Source organism: Pseudomonas rhizoryzae, from assembly GCF_005250615.1.
Lineage (GTDB): Bacteria > Pseudomonadota > Gammaproteobacteria > Pseudomonadales > Pseudomonadaceae > Chryseomonas > Chryseomonas rhizoryzae.
Genome location: NZ_SULM01000012.1, coordinates 1 through 17567 on the forward strand (window position 1 = coordinate 1; position 17567 = coordinate 17567).

At 65.1% G+C, this 17567-nt stretch carries 17 protein-coding genes; 11 read left to right on the plus strand and 6 right to left on the minus strand.

All coding sequences use genetic code 11. The annotated features are described in order from the left end of the window. Together FAZ11_RS19040 and FAZ11_RS19045 are read right to left on the minus strand one after the other, a co-directional pair. Positions 1-212, minus strand: a 212-nt coding sequence (locus FAZ11_RS19040) for a transposase domain-containing protein (protein ID WP_193557484.1), incomplete at its 3' end; no start/stop codon positions are given. Between the two features lie 118 nt (positions 213-330). Then, positions 331-1110 (minus strand): exodeoxyribonuclease III, encoded by a 780-nt coding sequence (locus tag FAZ11_RS19045; RefSeq protein WP_058762318.1) that lies wholly within the window; start codon positions 1108-1110, stop codon positions 331-333. An 80-nt stretch (positions 1111-1190) separates the two neighbouring features. Here FAZ11_RS19045 and pyrE point away from each other — a divergent pair, with 80 nt between their 5' ends. The 4 genes from pyrE (at position 1191) to FAZ11_RS19065 (ending at position 4375) form a co-directional block, all read left to right on the plus strand. Continuing rightward, positions 1191-1832: an orotate phosphoribosyltransferase gene (gene pyrE / locus FAZ11_RS19050; RefSeq protein WP_058762317.1), complete on the plus strand. Its 642-nt coding sequence runs from the start codon at positions 1191-1193 to the stop codon at positions 1830-1832. Between the two features lie 180 nt (positions 1833-2012). Then, complete coding sequence (locus tag FAZ11_RS19055) at positions 2013-2609, plus strand: hypothetical protein (protein WP_058773644.1); 597 nt, start codon at positions 2013-2015, stop codon at positions 2607-2609. 232 nt (positions 2610-2841) lie between these two features. Beyond that, positions 2842-3507: a GntR family transcriptional regulator gene (locus tag FAZ11_RS19060; protein ID WP_058773645.1), complete on the plus strand. Its 666-nt coding sequence runs from the start codon at positions 2842-2844 to the stop codon at positions 3505-3507. A gap of 16 nt (positions 3508-3523) precedes the next feature. After that, positions 3524-4375 (plus strand): urea carboxylase-associated family protein, encoded by an 852-nt coding sequence (locus tag FAZ11_RS19065; RefSeq protein WP_058773646.1) that lies wholly within the window; start codon positions 3524-3526, stop codon positions 4373-4375. A gap of 60 nt (positions 4376-4435) precedes the next feature. Here the strand turns inward: FAZ11_RS19065 and argB are convergent, their stop codons facing one another. From argB to coaBC, 4 genes are all read right to left on the minus strand, one after another. After that, positions 4436-5338: an acetylglutamate kinase gene (argB, locus tag FAZ11_RS19070; protein WP_058762313.1), complete on the minus strand. Its 903-nt coding sequence runs from the start codon at positions 5336-5338 to the stop codon at positions 4436-4438. Between the two features lie 74 nt (positions 5339-5412). Next, positions 5413-7935, minus strand: a complete 2523-nt coding sequence (locus tag FAZ11_RS25265; protein ID WP_338052963.1) for a phosphomannomutase/phosphoglucomutase — start codon at positions 7933-7935, stop codon at positions 5413-5415. A 63-nt stretch (positions 7936-7998) separates the two neighbouring features. Further along, positions 7999-8454, minus strand: a complete 456-nt coding sequence (gene dut, locus FAZ11_RS19080) for a dUTP diphosphatase (RefSeq protein WP_058766909.1) — start codon at positions 8452-8454, stop codon at positions 7999-8001. Further along, positions 8447-9670: a bifunctional phosphopantothenoylcysteine decarboxylase/phosphopantothenate--cysteine ligase CoaBC gene (gene coaBC, locus FAZ11_RS19085; protein WP_058773648.1), complete on the minus strand. Its 1224-nt coding sequence runs from the start codon at positions 9668-9670 to the stop codon at positions 8447-8449. The genes dut and coaBC overlap by 8 nt, the downstream gene beginning before the upstream one ends. A 138-nt stretch (positions 9671-9808) precedes the next feature. Here coaBC and radC point away from each other — a divergent pair, with 138 nt between their 5' ends. From radC to tssG, 7 genes are all read left to right on the plus strand, one after another. After that, complete coding sequence (radC, locus tag FAZ11_RS19090; protein ID WP_058762309.1) at positions 9809-10483, plus strand: RadC family protein; 675 nt, start codon at positions 9809-9811, stop codon at positions 10481-10483. Positions 10484-10866: 383 nt separating this feature from the next. Then, entirely contained in the window at positions 10867-12372 is a 1506-nt protein-coding gene (tssA, locus tag FAZ11_RS19095; protein ID WP_058773649.1) for a type VI secretion system protein TssA, read from the plus strand. 29 nt (positions 12373-12401) lie between these two features. Next, positions 12402-12896, plus strand: coding sequence for a type VI secretion system contractile sheath small subunit (gene tssB / locus FAZ11_RS19100; protein ID WP_058773650.1), 495 nt, complete (start codon positions 12402-12404; stop codon positions 12894-12896). 14 nt (positions 12897-12910) lie between these two features. Further along, the gene (gene tssC / locus FAZ11_RS19105) at positions 12911-14389 is read left to right on the plus strand and encodes a type VI secretion system contractile sheath large subunit (RefSeq protein ID WP_058766906.1); all 1479 of its coding nucleotides are present in this window, start codon (positions 12911-12913) and stop codon (positions 14387-14389) included. A 6-nt stretch (positions 14390-14395) separates the two neighbouring features. Then, on the plus strand, positions 14396-14800 hold the full coding sequence (gene tssE / locus FAZ11_RS19110; RefSeq protein WP_058766905.1) for a type VI secretion system baseplate subunit TssE: 405 nt from the start codon (positions 14396-14398) through the stop codon (positions 14798-14800). Positions 14801-14804: 4 nt separating this feature from the next. Continuing rightward, the gene (gene tssF, locus FAZ11_RS19115; protein WP_058773651.1) at positions 14805-16589 is read left to right on the plus strand and encodes a type VI secretion system baseplate subunit TssF; all 1785 of its coding nucleotides are present in this window, start codon (positions 14805-14807) and stop codon (positions 16587-16589) included. Beyond that, entirely contained in the window at positions 16553-17563 is a 1011-nt protein-coding gene (gene tssG / locus FAZ11_RS19120; RefSeq protein ID WP_058773652.1) for a type VI secretion system baseplate subunit TssG, read from the plus strand. The genes tssF and tssG overlap by 37 nt, the downstream gene beginning before the upstream one ends. Positions 17564-17567 lie beyond the last annotated feature (4 nt).

Consider the following 17567-nt stretch of genomic DNA (forward strand, 5'->3'; position numbering starts at 1 on the left):
TCCCAGGCCGACAGGCGACGAAACAGGGCCAGGCCGATGACGCACCAGAGCATGGATTCCAGCGGCAGCCGACGTTTGCGTAGGGTAGCCACCCCGGCTGTTTCCAGCGCGGTCTTGATCAGGTCGGGATCGAGCAGCTCACCCAAGGCTTCGAGTGTCGTCGTGGTCGAAGAAAACTCGCGAGTCATTTCCAGGGCTTGAGCAATACGCATAAAAAATCCGGTGCTTGGAATCAAGCACCGGATTCTGTGCGCTGCCAGTCAGGCGTCAAGGCCGAACTCTTAACTGACTGGCATTAGCCCTTGGGCTGGCTTTTTATGGGTGGACGCCTTAGATGCTGAGGGTCCAGTCGTAATCGACGATCAAAGGCGCATGTTCGGAGAAGCGCGGTTGTCGCGGCAGGCGCGCCGAGCGGACGAAGCGGCGCAGGCCCGGGGTGAGGATGTTGTAGTCGAAGCGCCAGCCCAGGTTCAGATGCTCGGCCTGGTCGCTGTCGGGCCACCAGCTGAACTGGTCACCCTCACGGCTCACTTCGCGCAGGGCATCCACATAGCCCATGTTGCCGATCACCTCGTCCATCCAGGCCCGCTCCGGAGCCAGGAAGCCGGGGATCTGCTGGCAGTCGCGCCAGTTCTTCACATCCTGTTTCTGGTGCGCCACGTACAGCGAGCCGCAATAGATGTATTCGCGGCGCTTGCGGCGCTGCTTGTTCAGGTAGTGGGTGAAGTCGTCCATGAACTTGAACTTCATGTTCAGATCCTCATCGCCACGCTTGCCCGAAGGCAGCAACAGGGTAGCGATGCTGACCTTGTCGAAGTCCGCTTGCAGATAACGACCGAAGCGATCACATGACTCGAAGCCCAGGCCGCTGATCACCGCTTTCGGCTGGACCCGCGTATAGAGCGCGACTCCACCCTGGGACGGCACCTCGGCATCGCAGGCGTAGAGGATGTAGCCATCCAGGGCGTAGGCCGGGTCGTCCATGTCGTAGGAAGAGGCGCGGGTATCCTGCAGGCAGATCACGTCGGCATTCTGCGCCTTCAACCAGGGCAACAGGCCCCGCTCGACAGCGTCCTGAATACCATTGACGTTCAAGCTGATGATCCGCATAAATGGCCCCCAAAAAATCGTGGATGTATGATACCCGAGCTAAACCGGTTTAGCTAAATACAAGCCGCGCAAGGACTTATATGCAGGCGTATCAGCGTAATTTCATTCGTTTCGCCATCGAGCGCGGAGTTCTGCGTTTTGGTGAATTCACCCTGAAATCGGGTCGTGTCAGCCCGTATTTCTTCAATGCCGGCCTGTTCCACAGCGGTTCGGCGCTGGCCGAGCTCGGTCGCTGCTACGCTGATGCGCTGGTCGCGGCCAAGCTGCCCTTCGACGTGCTGTTCGGCCCGGCCTACAAGGGAATTCCCCTGGCTGCCGCCACAGCGGTGGCCCTGGCCGAGCACCATGGCCAAGACACGCCCTGGTGCTTCAACCGCAAGGAAGCCAAGGATCACGGCGAAGGCGGCCTGCTGGTGGGCGCTCCCCTGACCGGCAAGGCGCTGATCATCGACGACGTCATCACCGCCGGCACGGCCATCCGCGAAGTCATGCAGATCATCCAGGCCCAGGGTGCCAGTGCCGCCGGGGTGCTCATCGCCCTCAACCGCCAGGAGCGCGGGCGCGGCGAGCTGTCGGCCATCCAGGAAGTCGAGCGTGACTACGGCATTCCGGTACTGAGCATCGTGGCGCTGGATCAGGTGCTCGAATACCTGGCCGAAGATGCCGAGCTCAAGCGGCATCTGCCGGCCGTGCAGGACTATCGCGCTCAATACGGAATCTAGTGTGGTATTTCAGAAGTTGACTGCACAATTTTGGCGGCGCTTTTTCGGCCTGGGCGGCGTTGCCACTCCTCGCCATAGCCCTGCTATGACTCGTCGCGGCGCCTGGCCCAGGTCAAAAAATCACTCGCCAATTCTTGCGCGAACTTCTCAAACACCACACTAGCCACAGGAGAGACGGCCATGGTGGTACGCCGCGCTGTCGCCGGCCTCTTGCTCATCGCCCTGCCGCTGGCCAGTTCGGCGGCCGAGCTGTATCGCTATCGGGATCGCAACGGCACCCTGGTCATCGATCGCCAGGGCGTGCCGCCGGAATATGCCGGCAAGGGCTATGACGTGCTCAACGAGCAAGGCCGGGTGATCCGCAAGGTCGCCCCCGCCCTGCCCGCCGAGGAACTGGAACGTCGTGAGCGGGAGCGCCAGCAGGCGCTGGCTGATGGACAGCTGCGCAAGCTCTACAGCAACGTCGCGGATGTCGACCGAGCCAAGGCGCGCAAGCTGGCGGAGCTGGATGGCCTGGTAGAGATCAAGCAAGCCAATCTGGAGTCTGCACGCCAGTTGCAAAATCAGTTGATGGAGCAGGCCGCGGTGCAACAGCGCAACGGCCAGACGCTCCCCGCGGACCTACAGGCACGCATCGATGCCGCCGCCGCCGATCAGCTCCGCCTCCAGGCCGATCTGCAGCGCTACGCCGAGCTGCGCCGTAGCACCCTTGCCGCCTTCGACGCCGACCGCGCGCGCATGCAGCGGTTGGAAGCTAACCAGGGTACGACCCGCTAGTTCTACAGGCGCTCCTCAGCCGTCCACTCTCTCGGGTCGGCAATGCGCCTTCTGACCCTTCCCGGCTCCTCAAGATCAATCGACCTGCCAGTCTTTCAGCTCTATGGCACGCACCGTGCTAATTGAACTTCAACTCATTGTTGAACAATCGAATAGCGACTTGGCGGTAGCGAGCAATGATCCAGCGAAGACCTAAGCAGTCTGCACAACCGCTATCAGTGGGCGAGGCCCCATGAGCGGTAAAGAGGCGGGAGGCCTATCCCTGGGCGCTCAGCTGCTCAAAGAGCTGCGCGAGGACATCATCAATGGCCGCCTGCTACCCGGCACGGCGCTGGTCGAGTCGGATCTGGTCAAGGCCTACAACGCCTCGCGCAACACCATTCGGGAAGCCCTCCACCAGCTGGACCACGAGGGCCTGGCCACCTATGTGCGCCACAAAGGCGTGATGGTGCGCCGCCTGGGGCTGGCGGAAGTGCGTGACCTCTTTCTAGTGCGCCGTACCCTGGAATTGCAGGCCATCCGCAGCAGCCGGCCGCTGCGCGAGTACCAGTCCGATCTCATGCTGAACGCCCTCGAGGCCGCCGAACTGGCGCAGTCGCGCGAAGACTGGCGCGCCTGTGGCACCCATAGCCTGCACTTCCATCGGCACATCGTCGGCCTGCTGCGCAGTCCGCTGCTCGATGAATTCTTCGCCAATGTCGCCGCCCAGATGCGCCTGCTGTTTTCCCTCGCGCCCGATGAGGAGCACTTCCAGCGCCCCTGGCTGGAGCGCGACCGCGAGATCCACGACCTACTCAGTGCCGGTCGCCCCCAGGAGGCAGCCGAGGCCATGGCCAGCTACCTCGAGGATTCCGAAAACCGACTGCTGGACCTGTTGAGCTCAGCCAAGCCACTCTGACCGAGGAGCCCCGCCCATGTACAAGGACTACCCTGCCGCCTACCAGACCACCAAGGGCTCGGCCCTGCAGGTCGACCGGGCCTTCTATGATCGCCTGCGCGAAAACAAAGGGGCGCGCACCCTGATCGAGCAATTCGAGATCCCGATCCGTACCGGTCGCGCCTGGAAGGTCCCGGCCGGCCACCTGTTCCGCGTCACCACCCCACACGGCCCCCAGGTGGGCGACTTCAACGTGTGGAACGCCCATGACCCCCGCGAGCGGATGTGGGCGGCGCGCACCCGGCAATTGCAGGGCGCCCACGTCAGCACCTACGACCGGCTCTGGTCGAACCTGCCCTTCCTGCGCCCGCTGCTGACCATCACCGATGACAGCCTGGCCGACTATGGCATCGATGAACACGGCGGCCGCCTGCACGACCTGCTCGGCACCCGCTGCGACCCCTACGTCAACAAGATGCTCACCGGTGAGGACTTCCATCACCACTGCCACTCCAATCTGACCCGCGCGGTGCTGCCCCATGGCCTCACCGAATTCGATGTCCACGATGTGCTGAACATCTTCCAGTGCACCGGCCTGAATCACGATGACCTGTATTTCATGAAGGCCTGCCCGGCCAAGCCCGGCGACTACCTGGAATTCTTCGCCGAGATCGATGTGCTCTGCGCCCTGTCCACCTGTCCAGGGGGTGACCTGTCGCTAGCGATGTGGGGGCCCGAGGCCCAGGACCCGCTCAGTGTCTGCCGGCCGCTGGGCGTGGAGATCTACCGCGTCGAGGACAGCCTGCTGGAAGGCTGGGAATCGCCCAAGCGGGCGGCCTACCAAGGCCAGCATGGCCTGACCCTGCCCAAGCCCAGCTGGGAGCAGTAAGTCCAGGCCAGCAATGAAAACGGCGCCCTTGGGCGCCGTTTCCTATCCGCCCGAAAGCGCTCAGCGCTTGCGGTTGGTGATCAGGGTACCGACACCGACGTCGGTGAAGATCTCCAGCAGCACCGCATTGGGCACCCGGCCATCGATGATATGGGCGCTCTGCACGCCGCCCTGCACCGCTTCCAGCGCACAACGGATCTTCGGCAGCATGCCGCCGTAGATGGTGCCGTCGGCGATCAGGCCATTGACCTGCTCGGTGGAAAGCCCGGTGAGCACCTGGCCCTGCTTGTCCATCAGGCCGGCGATGTTGGTCAGCAGCATCAGCTTCTCGGCCTTGAGCGCCTCGGCCACCTTGCCTGCCACCAGGTCGGCGTTGATGTTGTAGGACTCACCGTCCTGGCCCACGCCGATGGGGGCGATGACCGGGATGAAGTCGCCGCGCACCAGCATGTTGATCAGGTCGGTGTTGACCCCGGTGACCTCGCCGACGTGGCCGATGTCGATGATCTCCGGCTTGGTCATCTCCGGCGTCTGTCGGCTGACCTTGAGCTTGGTGGCGCGGATCAGGCCCGCGTCCTTGCCGGTCAGGCCGATGGCCTTGCCGCCGTGACGGTTGATCAGGTTGACGATGTCCTTGTTGACCTGGCCACCCAGCACCATCTCCACCACGTCCATGGTCTGGGCGTCGGTGACGCGCATGCCGTCGATGAAGTGGCTCTCGATGGACAGCCGCTTGAGCAGATCGCCGATCTGCGGACCGCCGCCGTGCACCACCACCGGGTTGATGCCCACCGCCTTCATCAGCACGATGTCCCGGGCGAAACCGGCCTTGAGCTCGTCGCTCTCCATGGCGTTGCCGCCGTACTTGATCACCAGCGTCTTGCCGACGAACCGGCGGATATAGGGCAGCGCCTCGGACAGTACCTCGGCGACGTGCGAGGCATCCTCGCGGCTCAGGGTCATGGCTCACCTCTCAAGGTCGACATAGAAAAGACAAAGGGCGCCTAAGCGCCCTCTGTGCCACCGCTGACCCAAGGTCAGAACGGCAGGTTCAGATCCGGCTGCACCGCCAGCAGTTGCTTGCGGAACACCGTCTTGATGCGCTCCAGCTCTTCGAGGGTTTCCGCCTCGAAGCGCAGCACCAGCACCGGCGTGGTGTTGGACGCACGCACCAGGCCCCAACCGTTCTGGTAGTCGACGCGGACGCCATCCAGGGTGGTGATCTGGGCATCGCCCCACTGGGCGTCGCGCTGCAGGGTTTCGATGATGCCGAACTTGTTCTCTTCGGTCACCTGGATATTGATCTCCGGGGTGGAGATGTCTACCGGGAAGGTATCGAACACCTGTTGGGCGCTGCCCTTCTCCTGGCTGAGGATCTCCAGCAGGCGCACGGCGCTGTAGATGCCGTCGTCGAAACCGAACCAGCGCTCCTTGAAGAACACGTGGCCGCTCATCTCACCGGCCAGCAGCGCGCCGGTTTCCTTCATCTTCTTCTTGATCAGCGAATGGCCGGTCTTCCACATGATGGGACGACCGCCATAGCCGGCGATGAGGTTGTTCAGGCGACGGGTGCACTTGACGTCGAAGATGATGTCGGCGCCCGGGTTACGGGAGACCACGTCCTTGGCGAACAGCATCAGCAACTGGTCGGGATAGATGATCTTGCCTTCGTTGGTCACCACGCCGACGCGGTCGCCGTCGCCGTCGAAGGCCAGGCCCAGGTCGGCCCCGGTTTCCTTGACCTTGGCGATGAGGTCTTCGAGGTTCTCGGGCTTGCCCGGATCCGGATGGTGGTTGGGGAAGTTGCCGTCCACCTCGCAGAACAGCGGGATGACCTCGCAGCCCAGGGATTCGATCAGCTGGGGCGCATTGACCGCGGCCACGCCGTTGCCGGCGTCCACCACCACTTTGAGTTTCTTGGCCAGCACCACGTCGTTGCGGATGTAGTCGGCGTAGCTCTTGAGCACGTCGACCTGCTGGATCTGGCCGTGGCCGCTGGCCACGTCGCCGGTCTCGATACGCTGGCGCAGACGCTGGATGGACTCGTTGGCCAGGGTCTCGCCGGCGATGACGATCTTGAAGCCATTGTAGTCCGGCGGGTTATGGCTGCCGGTGAGCATGACGCCGGACTTGCCTTCGAGCACATTGGCCGCGTAGTAGAGCACCGGGGTCGGCACCATGCCGACGTCGCTGACATTGGCGCCGCTGTCGGCCACGCCCTTGATCAGTTGGGCGACCAGTTCGGGGCCGGACAGGCGGCCGTCACGGCCGACGGCCACGTTGGGCTCGCCACGCGCCAGGCTCTCCGAACCGATGGCACGCCCGATCCAGTAGGCGGCTTCGGCGGTCAGGGAGTCACCGACCACGCCACGGATATCGTAGGCGCGGAAGATGCTGGCATTGAGTTGGGGGGCTTGCGGGGTAGTGCTCATCGGGGGTTTCTCCAATCCCAGGAGATCCTGGTCTTCGTCGAGGATACTGATGTCGAGGATGTCGGTGGTCTGGAACAGCGGCTCGCTCTGGGTAGGGCGGCCTCTGTCGGCAAACTCCGCCAGGGTCTTGGCCACGGCATCGCTAGGTACGGTGGCATAGAGGTCCGGCGACGAACCGGCCGGTCGGCCGGCCAATCGAGCCATCGCCTTGGCCACGGGTTCCATTACCGCCAGGCGTAAGGCCGGGTTTTTGGCTGTCTTATTGGAATCAAGTTCCTCGGCATAGACCGCCAGAGTGCGGACGTCGTCACGTAGCCGTCGTGACACCTCTCGGGAAACCAGCCAAAAGCCCGCCAGCAGACCAAACAGGGCGAGAGCGAAGGCAACCAGGGGGGCGCCCAGCGAAAGGTCGTCGTTCCTCTCCGTAGCGGGTGCCAGCTCCAGCGCCCAGAGCGCACTGCCCGTGGCCAGTCGCCGGCTCAACGCCGTGTCGCCGGGCGCGCCACCGCTGGCCAATTGCTGGACGGCGCCCCCGGGGAATTGCTGCAGCAGGCGCCAGTGACCGATATTCGCCGGCGGCGTGGCCCAGCCCTGCAGCACGGCTGACAGGTCTTCCACCAGCACGACGCTACCCAGCAGTTGATCGCCACGGCGAATGGGTTGGGCGCTGTAGACCAGCCAGCGATCACCGAGCCGATAGGCTTCCGGCGGCGTGCGCTGACCGCTTTCCAGGCGTTTGAGCAGATCGAGGGCGGCGTAGTTGAGTGGGCCGGGGCGGTCGTTATCGATCTGCCGCATGCCGGCCGGCACTACCAGCACATCGACCACGCCCAGCCGCTCGCGCAACTGGGTTTCCGCCGCTGTACGCGCGGCGGGATCATCGCCCTGCAAGGCCTGCAGCACCAGGGCATCCCCGGCGACGCCCTGCAGACGTCGGGTCAAGGCCACCAGCAACTGATTGAGCGAGGCGGCCTGGGCCTGCAACGCCTGATCGGCCTGCTTCTCCTGGTTGCGCTCCCCCTGGGGCACCAGGACCAGCAACCAGAGCAGCGCCGCGGCCAGCAGCAGCCCGGCCAAGGCCAGCAACAGGCCGCCGCCCAGGCCGGGCAACGCAGCGTTGCGAGCCATGATCTTATGTCGCTCCTTGCTTGCCATGCCGCTCTTCTCCTTTATGTCACGGCGTGCCTGGCGTCAGCGGGTCCCGGAGTGACCGAAGCCGCCGGCGCCACGCTCAGTTTCGGTGAAGCTCTCCACGATATCGAAATGCGCCTGCACCACAGGTACGAGCATCAGCTGAGCGATACGTTCGCCGATGCTCATCGTGAAGGTGGTCTGGCCGCGGTTCCAGCAGGACACCATGAGTTCACCCTGATAGTCCGAGTCGATCAGCCCGACCAGGTTACCGAGCACGATGCCGTGCTTGTGGCCCAGCCCCGAGCGCGGCAGCACCAAGGCGGCCAGTGACGGATCGGCGATGTGGATGGCGAGCCCGGTGGGGATCAGCGCGGTCTGCCCCGGCTCCAGCACCAGATCCTCCTGCAACATGGCGCGCAGGTCGAGACCGGCCGAGCCGGGGGTGGCATAGGACGGCAGCGGGAAATCGCGCCCCAGGCGCGGGTCGAGGATCTTGGCTTGAAGGCTATGCATGGGTCTTGGCGGTGTCTTTCAAATGAGTGGAAATCAGCGCGATGAGCTGGCGGGCGATTTTGCTCTTGCTGGTCTGCTCGAAGCGGATCTCGTGCAGGCCACGGTCGATCACGGTGACCGCGTTGTCTTCGCTGTTGAAGCCGATGGCCGGGTTGGCCACGTCGTTGGCGACGATGAGATCGAGGTTCTTGTCACGCAGCTTGCGCTGGGCGTACTCCAGCAGATTCTGGGTTTCCGCCGCGAAGCCGACGCTGAAGGGACGATCCGGGCGCCCCGCCAGGGTGGCGAGGATGTCGGGATTGCGCACCAGCTCCAGCAGCAGGCCGTCGCCGCGGGTGGGATCCTTCTTCAGCTTGTGCGGAGCGATCACCTCGGGGCGATAGTCCGCCACCGCGGCCGACGCGATGAGTACGTCGCAGGGCATCAAGGCCTCGCAGGCCGCCAGCATGTCGCGGGCGCTGACCACGTCGATACGCTCGACGCGATCAGGGGTCGGCAAATGCACTGGACCGCTCACCAGGCTGACGCGGGCACCCGCCTCCGCTGCCGCTTCCGCCAGGGCGAAGCCCATGCGGCCGGAGCTGTGGTTGGTGATATAGCGCACGGGATCGATGTTTTCCTGGGTCGGGCCGGCGGTGATGACCACGTGGCGACCGGTCAAATCCAGGCGCTGGAAGCAGTCCGCGGCGAGCTGCGCAAGGTCGGTGGCTTCCAGCATCCGGCCGGGACCGACGTCACCGCAGGCCTGGCTGCCGCTGGCCGGCCCGAACAGCTTGATGCCGCGACTGCGCAAGAGCTCGGCATTGGCCTGAGTAGCCGGATCGCGCCACATGGCCTGGTTCATGGCCGGCGCCAGGGCGATCTGGGCATCGGTGGCCAGGACCAGGGTGGTGAGCAGGTCGTCCGCCACGCCCTGGGCCAGGCGCGCCATGATATCGGCGGTGGCCGGGGCGACCAGCACCAGATCGGCCCAGCGGGCCAGTTCGATATGGCCCATGGCCGCTTCGGCAGCCGGATCCAGCAGATCCAAATGGACGGGCAAGCCCGATAGCGCCTGGAGGGTCAGCGGCGTGATGAATTCGCGACCGCCGCGGGTCAGCACTACCCGTACCTCGGCGCCCTGATCCTTGAGTCGGCGCACCAGTTCGGCGCTCTTGTAAGCGGCGATGCCACCTCCGACGCCCAACAGGATGCGTTTACGATGGAGCCGCTGCATATTGCCTTGATCCGTTGTAAAACTGTCTAGGACGGGCATCGCGTGGCCAAAAGAGGCTTACGGATGCCCAGAAACGATCACGCTAAGATAGCACAGCGCCTGCAGGACGCAGGCTCAGCGCCAGACAAGGAGGTGTACATGAGCATCAAGCATTGGCCGGCCCAGGAGCGGCCACGGGAAAAATTGCTGGACCAAGGCGCCCAGGCGCTCACCGACGCCGAGTTGCTGGCGATCTTCCTACGCACCGGCGTGGCAGGCAAAAGCGCGGTGGACCTCGCCCGCCAGCTGCTTGGTGAATTCGGCAGCCTGAGGGCCTTACTGGAGGCCGATCTCGCCGCCTTCAGCAGTCATCTGGGGCTTGGACCGGCTAAATACAGCCAACTGCAGGCGGTCCTGGAAATGGGCCGGCGCCACCTGGCCGAAGGCCTCAGGCGCGATTCGGCGCTGGAAAGTCCACAGCAGGTCCGCGATTACCTCAAGGCGCGCCTGCGCCATGAGCCCCACGAAATCTTTGGCTGCCTGTTCCTCGATACCCGCCATCGGGTGCTCGCCTTCGAAGCCCTGTTCCACGGCACCATCGATGGCGCCAGCGTCTATCCCCGCCAAGTGGTCAAGCGCGCCCTCGCCCACAACGCCGCTGCCGTCATCCTGACCCACAATCACCCTTCCGGTGTCGCCGAACCCAGCCAGGCCGACCGCCTGCTCACCACCCGGTTGAAGGAGGCGCTGGGTTTCGTGGATGTGCGGGTGCTGGATCATTTCATAGTGGGGGATGGCGAGCCGCTGTCCATGGCGGAATATGGCTGGCTCTGAGACAACAAGGGTCACTTATTGCCAGCTATTACCAGGGCTCTTGAAAGTCATGTTTTCGTCAGTCAAAAACACAACTCTTATAAAAATGACACTGGCAGTCACTTTTAAAGTTTAATTAAGACAAAAATTGTCACCTCACTAAAAACACTGATTTTTAACCGGTAATTCCTCATTAAAAATCGGGTGTCCATCACGTTTTTCGTGCTACCCAAAGGCCACCACCCGCTTTAGGATGCGCCTCACACCTCCGCTGTGCCATTAGCTGCGCAGCGGCGGTCGAAAACTTTCACACAGGGTTTTCACCCAAAAGAAGTTCAAGGATCAGAACTTCTCACTCAGTGAGGTCACGGATGACTTTATTGCCCCCGCTCGCACTCCATTATATGGAACTCGGCGACCAGCCTATTAAGGCAGACAACTTCGCAGGTGAAGATTGCCGTTATAGCCTGGAGTTCGAGCGACTCGAGACGGCCTGCCACGATACCCAGGCGCTGCACCGCGACCTCAAGCCGGACTGGGCCGCCACCGTGGAACAGGCCACCGTATTTCTGCAGCAGCAATCCAAGGATCTAAGGGTCGTCGTCTGGCTGACCTGGGCGCTGCGACAGATCCAGGGCTGGGCGGGTTTACAGGCTGGACTGGCACTCCTCGAACGGCTGGTGGAAAGTCATTGGGACGTCTTGCATCCGCGTAAGGACCGTACCCGGGCCGCCGCCTGCAACTGGCTGTGCGGCCGGTTGGACGGCCTCTTCGACACAGCCACGCTCAATGGCCTGGAAGGCTCCTGGCTGGAGGTCTTCAGCACTCAGCTCGCGCGCTTGGAGCAACTGCTGCAGCCGCGACTGGGCGAGCAGGCACCGTTGTTGCTGCCACTGGTTCGGCGTCTGGACGAGCAGCAGCGCCGCCAGGCGCAGAGCGTCTCGACGCCTGCTGCCGTCACCCCACCCAGCGTATCCGCCCAGGCCGCCCAGCCGCTCCCTCAGGGCCCGCTGGAATCGGACAAGGATGCCCATCGCCTGCTGCGTCAGGTGCAGGAAGCCGCCCGCAGCCTGAGCGGCTGGTGGCTGCGCCAACGCACCGGCGATCCCCGTGCGCTGCGGCTGAACCGCGCCTTGCTGTGGAGCGGCATCGACAGCCTGCCCGCTCATGATGCCCAGGGCATCACCGGGCTGCGTGGCCTGCCGGCCGATCGCCTGAAGTTCTTCCAGGAACGCCAGGCCGCCGGCGGAGCGGCGGCCCTGCTCGGCGAACTGGAAACCAGTCTGGCCCGCGCGCCCTTCTGGTTGGATGGTCAGCGCCTGGCCTGGGAATGCCTGCAGACCCTCGGCGCCGAGGCCGCCTGCCGCGAGATCGAATGGCCGCTGGTGCTGCTGCTGGAACGCCTGCCCGGGCTCGAAGCCCTCGCCTTCCACGACGGCCAGCCTTTCGCCGATGCCCAGACCCGCCTCTGGCTAGCCAGCCTGGCCACTCGGAGCGCCCCACCAGCCGCCGAGTCCTCGGCCGGCGACGCCCAGCCGGAAGCCTGGCACGTCGACTTGGCCGAGGCCCTCGCCGACCTGCGCAGCAACGGCCTCAAGAGCGCCGTCCGGCGCCTGCAGGCCGGTCGCCGCCACGCCGAAGGCGAGCGCCAACGCCTGCTTTGGGACCTGGCCAGCGCCCGCCTGCTGATCCACGCCCGCCAGTTCGAACTGGCCCATCTCCAGCTCGCCGAGCTGGATGCCGAACACGGTGCCCTGCTGGCGCGTTGGGAGCCGCAACTGGCGCTGGACATCCTCCAGGCACGTCGCCAGTGCCTGGAAGCGCTACCCGTCACCGCCGACAGCCGGGCGCAGCTGCAGCAGCTGCGCCCAAGACTCTGCCGCCTCGACCTCGAAGCGGCACTCGACTGAGGCTCGCCCTCACCCATCAGGAGAAAGACATGGCCAAAGAAGGCTCGGTTGCGCTGAAAGAGCGCATCAACGTCACGGTACGCCCCGCCACCGGCGGTGCTGAAGAAGAACTGGAGCTGCCCCTCAAGCTCATGGTGCTGGGCGACTTCACCCAGCGCAGCGACGACCGCAAGCTCGAAGACCGCAAACCCGTGGCCATCGACAAGGACAACTTCGACGAGGTGATGGCCAAGCAGCAACTGGGGCTGACTCTGGCGGTCCCCAATCGCCTGCAGGAAGGCAGCGATGACGACCTCGCGGTGCAACTCGACCTCAAGGCCATGGCCGACTTCAGCCCGGCGCGACTGGTGCAGCAGGTGCCCGAACTCAAGCAGCTGATGGACCTGCGCGACGCCCTGGTGGCGCTCAAGGGGCCGCTCGGCAACGCGCCGGCCTTCCGCAAGGCCATCGAACAGGTGCTCGCCGATCCGGTCGCCCGCGAGCAGGTGCTCGGCGAACTCGGCTTGCCGCAGCAAGACGTCTGACCAGGAAGCCCATCATGACCGATACCCTGCTCCAGCACCGCTCCGCCGACGTCGCCGAAGACCACGGCATTCTCGACCGCATCATCGCCGAGACCCGCCTGGCGCCCCAGGACGAAGGCTATGGCGCAGCCAAGCGCGGCGTCTCCGCCTTCATCGAGGAATTGCTCAAGCCGCATAACGCCCAGCAGCCGGTGAAGAAGGCGCTGGTCGACCGCATGATCGCCGAGATCGACGAAAAGCTCAGTCGCCAGGTGGACGAGATCCTGCACCACGCCGAATTCCAGTCGCTGGAAGCGGCCTGGCGTGGCCTGCGGCTGCTGGTGGACCGCACCGATTTCCGTGAAAACAACAAGATCGAGATGCTCAACGTCTCCAAGCAGGACCTGCTGGAAGACTTCGAGGATGCGCCGGAGATCGTCCAGTCCGGTCTCTACAAGCACGTCTATACCGCCGAGTTCGGCCAGTTCGGCGGCGAGCCGGTCGGCGCCATCATCGCCAACTACGACTTCGATCCCACCGCACCGGACATCCGCACCCTGCAGCAGGTGGCCGCGGTGTCGGCCATGGCTCATGCGCCCTTCATCGCCGCCGCCGGGCCGCGATTCTTCGGCCTGGAAAGCTTCACCGGTCTGCCCGATCTCAAGGACCTCAAGGATCACTTCGACGGCCCGCAATTCGCCAAGTGGCAAGCCTTTCGCGAACAGGAAGACTCCCGCTACGTCGGCCTGACCCTGCCGCGCTTCCTACTGCGCACCCCCTACGATCCGGAAGAGAATCCGGTGAAGACCTTCGCCTATCGCGAGAACGTCAGCCAGAACCACGGCCACTACCTCTGGGGCAACACCGCTTACGCCTTCGCCACCCGCCTGACCCACAGCTTCGCCAAGTACCGCTGGTGCCCGAACATCGTCGGTCCGCAAAGCGGCGGTGCGGTGGAAGACCTGCCGCTGCACCACTTCGAGAGCATGGGCGAGATCGAGACCAAGATTCCCACCGAGGTGCTGATCTCCGATCGCCGCGAATACGAACTGGCCGACGCCGGCTTCATCGCCCTGACCATGCGCAAGGGCAGCGACAACGCCGCCTTCTTCTCCGCCTGCTCGACGCAGAAGCCCAAGTTCTATGGCAACAGCGAAGAGGGCCGCACCGCCGAGCTGAACTACAAGTTGGGTACCCAGCTGCCCTACCTGTTCATCGTCAGTCGTCTGGCGCACTACCTCAAGGTGCTGCAGCGCGAGCAACTGGGCGGCACCAAGGAGCGTACCGACCTCGAACTGGAACTCAACAAGTGGATCCGCCAGTTCGTCGCCGACCAGGAAAACCCTAGCGCCGAGGTCCGCGGTCGCCGGCCGTTGCGCGCGGCCAGCATCCGCGTCAGCGACGTCGAGGGTAATCCGGGCTGGTTCCGCGTCGGTCTCAGCGTCAGGCCCCACTTCAAGTACCAGGGCGCCGACTTCACCCTCTCGCTGGTCGGCAAGCTGGACAAGGAGTAAGGGACGATGAGCCACGGCAGTCTGTTCGAACGCCTGGCCGGCACCCGTGCCGCGCGCCCCCAGGGCTCGCCCTTCGAGGCCCTGAGCGCCTCGGTGGCCGCGCACCTGGCGAAGATGCTCAGCACCCGCGCCGGCAGCGTGCCGATCCAGGCCGACTACGGACTGCCCGACCTCAACGACCTGCGTCTGTCGCTACACGATTCGCTGCAACGGGCGCGACTGGCCATCGAGGCGTTCGTCGCCACCTACGAGCCACGGCTGTCGGGGGTGAAGGTGCTGCCGCTGCCGCGGGAAGGCACCACCCTGGCCTTCGCCTTGGAAGGCCAGCTCGAACTCGACGGCCAGCGTCGCCCCATTCGCTTCACCGCCAGCCTGGATGGCAGCGGTCAGGTCAAGGTCAGCCAGGGATAGGTCCATGTCTTTCAATCACTACTACCAGAGCGAGCTGGCGGAACTGCGCCAGCTGGGCGCGCGCTTCGCCGAGCGCAATCCCGCCCTCGCCCCCTTCCTCGGCCAGGGCGGCCAGGACCCGGACGTCGAGCGACTGCTGGAGGGCTTCGCCTTCCTCACCGGCCGCTTGCGGCAAAAACTCGATGACGAACTGCCGGAGCTGACCCACTCGCTGCTCAACCTGCTGTGGCCCCATTACCTGCGGCCGCTGCCGAGTTGCGCCATCCTGGAATTCGATCCCCTGCCCGCGCCGGGTGCGCCGCTGGAGGTTCCACGTGGAACGGAAGTGGAGTCCCAGCCGCTGGATGAGGTGAGCTGCCGCTTCCGCACCTGTTTCGCTGCCCAGGTCCAGCCGCTGCGCGTGGACGAGGTAGGCTTCGCCCCCCAGGGCGACGGCGCCCGGCTGACCGTGCGCCTGGGCATCACCGGAACCGGCACCCTCGCCGCCATGGATCTGCGCCAGCTGCCGCTGCACCTGGCGGGCGACCGCGCCCTCAGCCAGGATCTGTACCTGGCGCTGTTGCACAACCTGACGGGGCTGAGTCTCGTTCCGGTCGATGGCGCGGGCGAGCCCCTGGTCGATGACCAGGGCCGCGAACGCAGCCTGCCGCTGGCCGCCGAGCAGGTCCAACCGCTCGGCTTCGGCGAAGACGAGGCGCTGCTGCCCTATCCGCCCAATGCCTTCCGTGGCTATCGGCACCTACAGGAATATTTCGCCTTCCCGGAGAAATTCCTGTTCGTGACGGTACAGGGGCTGGCCGCCCTGCTGGCCCTCCCCGACGAAGTCCGGCGCCAAGCTCGCGGCTTGGAGCTGCGTTTCGAGATCCGGCGCATCGCCCGTCAACCGCGTCTGCCCAGCCGCGACAACCTGCGGCTGCACTGCGTGCCGGTGGTCAACCTGTTTCGCCACGACGCCCTGCCGATCCGCCTGGACGGCAAGCGCGACGAGTATCCGCTGTTCCCCGCCGGCCATGGCCGCGAACACCTGGGCGTGTTCGCCGTGGAGCGGGTGACCGGCTGGCAGCCCGGCGGCCTGGGTCACCGCGACTACCTGCCCTTCGAATCCTTCGCCCATGACCTCAGCTTCGGCGGCCAGGGGGGCCGGCCGCACTATGCCGTGCGCCAGCGGACCGCCCTGTTGCATGGCGGCATCGACACCTACCTCGCCTTCGGCGACCCGGGCAACGACCAGGACACCCTGTCCATCGAGCTGACCTGCACCAACCAGAATCTCCCGTTGCGCCTGCGCGCCGGCGATCTCTGCCTGCCCACCGAGAACACCCCGGGTGGCCTGGCCTTCCGCAACCTGGCGGCGCCCACCGCCAGCCACGCCCCGGTGCTCTCCGGCGACCGCCTGTGGCAGTTGGTCTCCAACCTGTCGCTCAACTACCTGTCGCTGACCGATGTGGAGGCCCTGCGCACGGTGCTGGCCAGCTACGACCTGCCGCGCCAGCACGATCGCCAGGCCGAACGGATCAGCCGCCAGCGCCTGGCGGCGCTGCGAGCCATCAGCCATCGCCCGGTGGATCGTCTCTACCGGGGCCTGCCGATCCGCGGCATCGCCACCCAGCTGGAGATGGACGCCAGCGGCTTTCGCAGCGAGGGCGAGCTGTATCTGTTCGCCAGTGTGCTCAACGAGTTCTTCGCGCTCTACGCCAGCCTGAACTCCTTCCATCAACTCAGCGTTCGCAGCCTGCAGGGAGAGGTGTACCTATGGACACCGCGCATGGGTCAGCAGCCGCTGATCTGAACCGCTCGGCGCTGTGCCGAGAGATTCGCGACTATTCGCTGTTCCAGGGCATCCAGCAGGTGCTGGGGCAGTTGCATCGCCTGGAGCCGGCGCTGGATGAAGAGGCCCTCTACGAGCGCCTGGAATTCCATGCCAACCCGAGCCTGGCCTTTCCTGGCAGCGACATCGAACGCCTGGAATTCGTCGCGGATGCCGACGGCCTGCGTGCCCGGCTGCAACTCAACCTGGGCGCCCTGATGGGCAGCGGCTCGCCACTGCCGGCCTTCTACAGTGAACAGGCCCTGGGCGACAGCGAGCAGCATCGCACCACCCGTGATTTCCTCGACCTGTTCAACCATCGACTGCATCGACTGCTGCTGCCGATCTGGCGCAAATACCGCTATCACGCGCGTTTCCGCCAAGGCGCCCGCGACGAGTTGTCGGCCCGGCTGTTCAGCCTGATCGGGCTCGGCGACAGCAGTCTGCGCCAGGCATCCGAGTTGAACTGGAAGCGTCTGCTGCCCTACCTGGGCCTGCTCAGCCTCAAGGTGCATTCGGCGGCGCTGATCGAGGCGGTGCTGCGCTACTACTTCGAACAGCCAGCCCTGCGCCTGGAGCAATGCCTGGAGCGCCGCGTCGCCATTCCCGCCGAGCAACAGGCGCGCCTGGGCCAGGGCACCGCCCGGCTCGGCCAGGCGGCGGTGCTGGGGGTAGAGGTACGGGATCGTGGCGGCAAGTTCCGGCTGCACCTGCTGGAGCTGGACTGGGACGCCTTCCACGCCTTCCTGCCGGCCGGCGCCCAGCACGCCGCCCTGCGCGCCTTGCTGCGCTTCACGCTGCGTGACCAGTTGGACTACGACCTGCGCCTGCACCTGCGCCGGGACGAGCTGCGCGAATGGCGCCTCGGCGCCGCCAGCCCCTGCCGCCTGGGCTGGACCACCTGGCTCGGCCTCACCCATGCCAACGGTCAGGTCACCCTGGCCTGCCACCGTTAATCAA

Coding starts and splice junctions, on each gene's coding strand:
- FAZ11_RS19045 (WP_058762318.1), bottom strand. CDS start 1,110: ATGCGGATCATCAGCTTGAACGTCAATGGTATTCAGGACGCTGTCGAG.
- pyrE (WP_058762317.1), top strand. CDS start 1,191: ATGCAGGCGTATCAGCGTAATTTCATTCGTTTCGCCATCGAGCGCGGA.
- FAZ11_RS19055 (WP_058773644.1), top strand. CDS start 2,013: ATGGTGGTACGCCGCGCTGTCGCCGGCCTCTTGCTCATCGCCCTGCCG.
- FAZ11_RS19060 (WP_058773645.1), top strand. CDS start 2,842: ATGAGCGGTAAAGAGGCGGGAGGCCTATCCCTGGGCGCTCAGCTGCTC.
- FAZ11_RS19065 (WP_058773646.1), top strand. CDS start 3,524: ATGTACAAGGACTACCCTGCCGCCTACCAGACCACCAAGGGCTCGGCC.
- argB (WP_058762313.1), bottom strand. CDS start 5,338: ATGACCCTGAGCCGCGAGGATGCCTCGCACGTCGCCGAGGTACTGTCC.
- FAZ11_RS25265 (WP_338052963.1), bottom strand. CDS start 7,935: ATGGCTCGCAACGCTGCGTTGCCCGGCCTGGGCGGCGGCCTGTTGCTG.
- dut (WP_058766909.1), bottom strand. CDS start 8,454: ATGCATAGCCTTCAAGCCAAGATCCTCGACCCGCGCCTGGGGCGCGAT.
- coaBC (WP_058773648.1), bottom strand. CDS start 9,670: ATGCAGCGGCTCCATCGTAAACGCATCCTGTTGGGCGTCGGAGGTGGC.
- radC (WP_058762309.1), top strand. CDS start 9,809: ATGAGCATCAAGCATTGGCCGGCCCAGGAGCGGCCACGGGAAAAATTG.
- tssA (WP_058773649.1), top strand. CDS start 10,867: ATGGAACTCGGCGACCAGCCTATTAAGGCAGACAACTTCGCAGGTGAA.
- tssB (WP_058773650.1), top strand. CDS start 12,402: ATGGCCAAAGAAGGCTCGGTTGCGCTGAAAGAGCGCATCAACGTCACG.
- tssC (WP_058766906.1), top strand. CDS start 12,911: ATGACCGATACCCTGCTCCAGCACCGCTCCGCCGACGTCGCCGAAGAC.
- tssE (WP_058766905.1), top strand. CDS start 14,396: ATGAGCCACGGCAGTCTGTTCGAACGCCTGGCCGGCACCCGTGCCGCG.
- tssF (WP_058773651.1), top strand. CDS start 14,805: ATGTCTTTCAATCACTACTACCAGAGCGAGCTGGCGGAACTGCGCCAG.
- tssG (WP_058773652.1), top strand. CDS start 16,553: ATGGACACCGCGCATGGGTCAGCAGCCGCTGATCTGAACCGCTCGGCG.